Origin of the sequence: Chloroflexus sp. (assembly GCF_034434295.1) — a bacterium.
Classification (GTDB): domain Bacteria; phylum Chloroflexota; class Chloroflexia; order Chloroflexales; family Chloroflexaceae; genus Chloroflexus.
In genome coordinates, this window is the sequence record NZ_DAOTZQ010000147.1 from 1 (window position 1) to 4,745 (window position 4,745).

Here is a 4,745-nt window from a genome sequence, read left to right on the forward strand (position 1 = left end):
CCCCAGTGGGGAATCTCCCCACACCTCCTCCCCACAGCGGGGAATCTCCCCACACCTCCTCCCCCAGCGGGGAATCTCCCCACACCTCCTCCCCACAGCGGGGGGAGGCCGGGAGGGGGGCCGGGATTACGGTGCACGGGAACCATAATGGCGCACGCCCGTCACCACTCCCCGGCCCCTCGCCCGCAACAGTAGAGGAGCGGGGGCTAGGGGGTGTGGTGAGGGCCGGGATTGCGGTGACCGGCAACCCTATTGCGCACGCCCACTCCCCCACTGGAGGGCACCCCTACACCCCATTCACCGCCACGGCGCGCGCCAGACGCAACGCCGCTTCCGGATTCGGCGCCGTAGCGATCTCAGCCAGACCCACATTCAGATGCACCAGCGTCTGCGCCACCGACGGGCCGATCCCACTGACAATCGTGTGCGCACCAAGCAGCCGAATTGCCGTCGCAGTATCGATCAACGCCTTAGCAACAGCGGTATCAATAAACGAAATACCGGTCACATCAATAATCACCGTGTGCGCCCGACGGCTGGCAACCATCTCCAGCAACCGTCCGCGCAACACTTCGGTGCGCCGACTATCGAGATGACCGACCAGCGGCGCCAGCAACACCTTATCGTCAATCGTCAACACCGGCAGCTCCAGCACATCGATCAACTCAAGCAACCGTTGCTGCTCAAGCGCCCGCTGCTCGATCTCCCGCCGCGCCACTTCCGTGGCCTGGCGGGCCGCTTCGGACTCATCGGCCCGCTGATCGGCGAGCTGCAACGCCTGCATCTGAGCGGCCATCGTGCGGTCGAGGAAGGCCCAAATCGCGACAAACAGTGCCATAATACTGCTGGTTTCCAGAAACATCAGCAGATGCGGCGCAATGCGGGTGTCGGTGGTTGACCGATTCAGAACAACCAACGGAATCGCTGTCACCACACACAGAACCGTTGCACCAATTGAGAAGCTGCGCTGCCCTTGTAACCCGGCCAGCAAAATGACTACGGCCAGAAAGGGGATAGTTGCCAGTCGCAATTCGGGAAGCCAGATTGCAATTGCCACTTCACAGGCGATGATCATGAGACCGAAGGTGACAATTGCCTGCCAGAGCGGTTGCTGGCGGGCTAACACCAGCAACGCGATCGCACAACCGATCCCGGTAATCAGCGCAATCGTCAGAATAACAACCGTAAACACACTCTGGCTGAAGAGAGAAGCCAGCAGAGTGATCACGAACGCAGCGACCGCGATAATCAACGTACCGAGTGCAATCGACCGGGCAATCTGCCGGTGTGTTTGTTCAAGAAAGGTCTGTGAGGTGTCCATGACCGGATTCCAATCAAATAATTGTTTAGTCCTACGCACGTGATGATAACGAGTTTGTAAGGTGGACAATCCATCCCTTACTTGAGATTAGCAATATCACATTATAGAGCTTTTTGGCGCTGTCCGATTCAGATTTTCGCGACATCTTTTTTTGTCTTCGCCGGTAGACGCCATTCCAATCCTGCCTGCCACAAGACGCTGCCAGGATGAGCGCCAGGTTTAACTTGCTTCAGTGGCCATCACAGGCATAGCAGAGCACAGGACAGCGTCTCAACGTAAGCTCACCCTTCCGTTGTAGCAATGGCTGCTCAACGTAACGCCACCTTCTGCTTAGAGATGGCTCATCAAGCCCTGACCCAGGCCCACCGGTTTACCAAAGCACCGGCGTCGGTGCCTGCGACAGATAGAGTGAATTCTGCATTTTTGGAATAATATATAGATCAAACAAGCATAATACTGCCGGCAAAGCTACTTGAAAAAATATTCGTCAGTAGATACAATTTACGTAGATACAATTTACGACGTGCCGTCGTTTTGCATACCACTCGCACAGGAGCACACAATGCACGTTCTGACAGGCATTCCCGCAGCTACTCCTTCCCGCTGGCTCAATGTTCTTCGCTCCGAAATCACCCTCTACTGGAAATTCAATCGGTACGACATTTCGGCCACTGTGATGCCGGGTATGCTTTTTGTCCTGGCAGCCTGGCATAACCAAAACCCTGATTGGGCTGCCCTGCCCGGCCTGATCGTCTGGGGCACCATCTACTTCTGGCTCTACTGCACCACCTTCTGTATTTCCAACCAGTTGGCCGGTGAAGTCGAGGATCGGCTCAACAAACCCGACCGCCCGCTACCGAGCGGTCTGGTCTCGCGGCGCGGCGCTTTCGTGCGCTGGATCATTGCCATGGTGCTGTTTGCTGCAGTTGGTTGGTGGTTAGGAGTATTGGAATGGACACTGCTCTGGCAGGTAACGTTGACCCTGCACAACTTCGCACAATTTGCCCGCCACTACTGGTTCAAGAACCTCTCGATGGTATTTGGGGCAATTGCGCAACTAGCCGCAGCCTGGCAGATGGTACGGCCATTGACTCCAGAGGCGTGGAGCTGGCTCCTGGTACCTGCCATTACCCTGCTGTCGCACGCATCATTGCAAGACTTACGCGATATGGAAGGTGATCGGATGAACCGTCGCCGCACCCTACCAATCGTGTTCGGCGAGTGGCCGAGTCGGGTGTTTATTGCCATTGCCTTTGCATTGCTGGCCATGCTCACCCACGCCGCACTGTTCGTGCCCAACGGCTTGAACGCCGGAACGTTGTTGCTCGACGGTCTGCTGGCCGGGATATGTCTGCTGATTGCCGGTCGGGTATTGTGGCTGCGCAATCCTGCTGCCGATCACGTTTCGTATATGCTCTACACCTACTGGTATTGTCTGGTACTGGCAGCGGCCATTGTCGCATTGTGAAGAGGTCGCGCGCCATTGCGCTCCCTCACCAGAGGAGATCGATCCGGGGCGGGGCCGGTGCTTAGAACCGGCTCCACAGGTACTGATTGGTCACTTCGTGGTGGAACTGCACCTCGGCACGCTTGATCAGCGTACCGAGCTTGCGCGGACAACGGTCGGCGACTGCCATCTTCAGATCGGCGAAACGGCTGTGTACCCCTTCACCGAGAATGCTGACCAGAAAGGTGCTCTGGCGGAAGTTGGTAATCGCATCGTAGATGTTATCGGGAAGCGTTGCCGTGCCCTGACGAACGTCGGTCGTCGGCAGCGGCCCTTCAAGACCGGTGCGCAGTAGCGCATAAATCGCCAGATAAGGATTGGCATCGGGCGCAATCGAGCGCACTTCAATCCGGGCCGAGCGAGCATTACCGATCGGAATCCGGATCATCGAGCCGCGGTCGGTGGGTGACGCCTTGATCTGGTTTGGCGCCTCGAAGTGCGGATCGAGCCGGCGGTACGCATTGACGCTCGAATTCAGGATCAAACAGAGTTCCTGCCCACTGTTCAAAATACGGTCAATAAAGCTCCAGGCCAACTCGGAAAGCCGCTCCAGGCCATTCGCATCATAAAAGAGATTCTCGCCATGGCGCGACAACGAGATGTTGGTGTGCATACCATTGCCGTTCACCCCGGTAATCGGCTTCGGCAGGAAGCAGGCCGTCATATCCAGCTTGCTCGCCACCTGGCGACAAATCAACTTATAGAGCAGAATCTGGTCAGCAGCAATCGTGGCCTCAGTATAGCTGTAATTCATCTCGAACTGTGACGGTGCCACTTCGGGGTGATCCTTCTCATTCTCAAACCCCATCGCCCGCTGCGCTTCGGCGGCCATATCGATGAACTGGCGCAGTGGATCGCCCGGTAACGAGTGGTAATAACCACCGGTACTGACCATCGTAAACTCACCGGTCTCGCGGAAGCGCTGCTCGGCATTGCGCCCCTTAAACAGGAAGCCCTCAATCTCAGCAGCCACATTGCAGGTCAGCCCATCGCGTTGATATAGCTCATTCACATACCGATGCAGCCGCCCCCGCATATCAGCCTCGTAGGGGCTGCCGTCCTGATTCAACACAAACCCAAAGACCAGCACCTTACCGGGACCAAAAATATCTGCCGGCAACCAGTAAAAAGCCGACCAGTCAATCGCAAGCCGCAAATCCGACTCGGCCTGCACCGAAAAGCCGCGTACCGACGAACCGTCAAAGGTCAGATTATCGGCAGAGGAGAGCAAAAACTTCTTGTCGTAATCGAGCATATGCAAGCGGCCTTCGAGGTCGGTAAAACAGACGGTCACCGCCTTAATCCGCCGCTCGTCGGTCAAATAGCGCATTCGCTCCTCGCGCATCACATCGGGCGAAACGCGGGCCAGACGTTGCCGCTTAACACCCAGATTCAGCTCTTCCAGTTGCTCATAGGGGATTTCAAGAAAGTCGCGTAGCTCGCTCATGGTGTGTTCCTTTTCTTTACGCTAGACAACAGTAACGTTGTTGGAGCGTATTATACTCCGAACAGCGGCAACGATTGACAAAACCCTGCTGCCACGCCAGCCCATCAATGGTTATGGCATGGGGATCGAGCCTGCATACCGGAAGTGACCGGCATCCCTACCATTGCAGACAGGGCGGGGGCTATCCTGCTGCCCGTCATGACGAGAGTGTAACTGGCGCTTACACGACACCGTCCCGACCCCCCCCACGGCGCGGTAATGCTCTCCCCCTGGGAGCGCACGCCTCTGGCGCACTCATCACCTGCCTGCGTCGCTCTCCCCCGCCCCCAGCAGGGGCGGGCCGGGGTGGGGGCGTGTCTGCATTCGCCGGGAGTGCGCCCCTCAGCCGTGCCATCACCTGCCTGCGTCGCTCTCCCCCGCCCCCAGCAGGGGCGGGCCGGGGTGGGGGGTATTCCCCTCACCACCCCCCC

General features: G+C 57.7%; 3 protein-coding genes and 1 pseudogene. 2 read left to right on the forward strand and 2 right to left on the reverse strand.

The genetic code is table 11. The features are described 5' to 3' along the window. Positions 1-286: 286 nt before the first annotated feature. Entirely contained in the window at positions 287-1,321 is a 1,035-nt protein-coding gene (locus VAE57_RS18300; RefSeq protein WP_322823263.1) for an STAS domain-containing protein, read from the reverse strand. A gap of 562 nt (positions 1,322-1,883) precedes the next feature. Here VAE57_RS18300 and VAE57_RS18305 point away from each other — a divergent pair. Next, positions 1,884-2,789 (forward strand): UbiA family prenyltransferase, encoded by a 906-nt coding sequence (locus VAE57_RS18305; protein WP_322823264.1) that lies wholly within the window; start codon positions 1,884-1,886, stop codon positions 2,787-2,789. Between the two features lie 61 nt (positions 2,790-2,850). Here VAE57_RS18305 and VAE57_RS18310 read toward each other — a convergent pair whose 3' ends face one another. Then, positions 2,851-4,275, reverse strand: coding sequence for a glutamine synthetase family protein (locus tag VAE57_RS18310; protein ID WP_322823265.1), 1,425 nt, complete (start codon positions 4,273-4,275; stop codon positions 2,851-2,853). A 258-nt stretch (positions 4,276-4,533) separates the two neighbouring features. On the opposite strand from VAE57_RS18310, the pseudogene VAE57_RS18315 reads away from it, so the two are divergent. Further along, positions 4,534-4,745: pseudogene (locus VAE57_RS18315) on the forward strand (hypothetical protein); the annotation flags it as partial.

What these genes read in the sequence shown, in the direction of transcription:
- VAE57_RS18300 (WP_322823263.1), bottom strand. Translation starts at nt 1,321, where the DNA reads ATGGACACCTCACAGACCTTTCTTGAACAAACACACCGGCAGATTGCC.
- VAE57_RS18305 (WP_322823264.1), top strand. Translation starts at nt 1,884, where the DNA reads ATGCACGTTCTGACAGGCATTCCCGCAGCTACTCCTTCCCGCTGGCTC.
- VAE57_RS18310 (WP_322823265.1), bottom strand. Translation starts at nt 4,275, where the DNA reads ATGAGCGAGCTACGCGACTTTCTTGAAATCCCCTATGAGCAACTGGAA.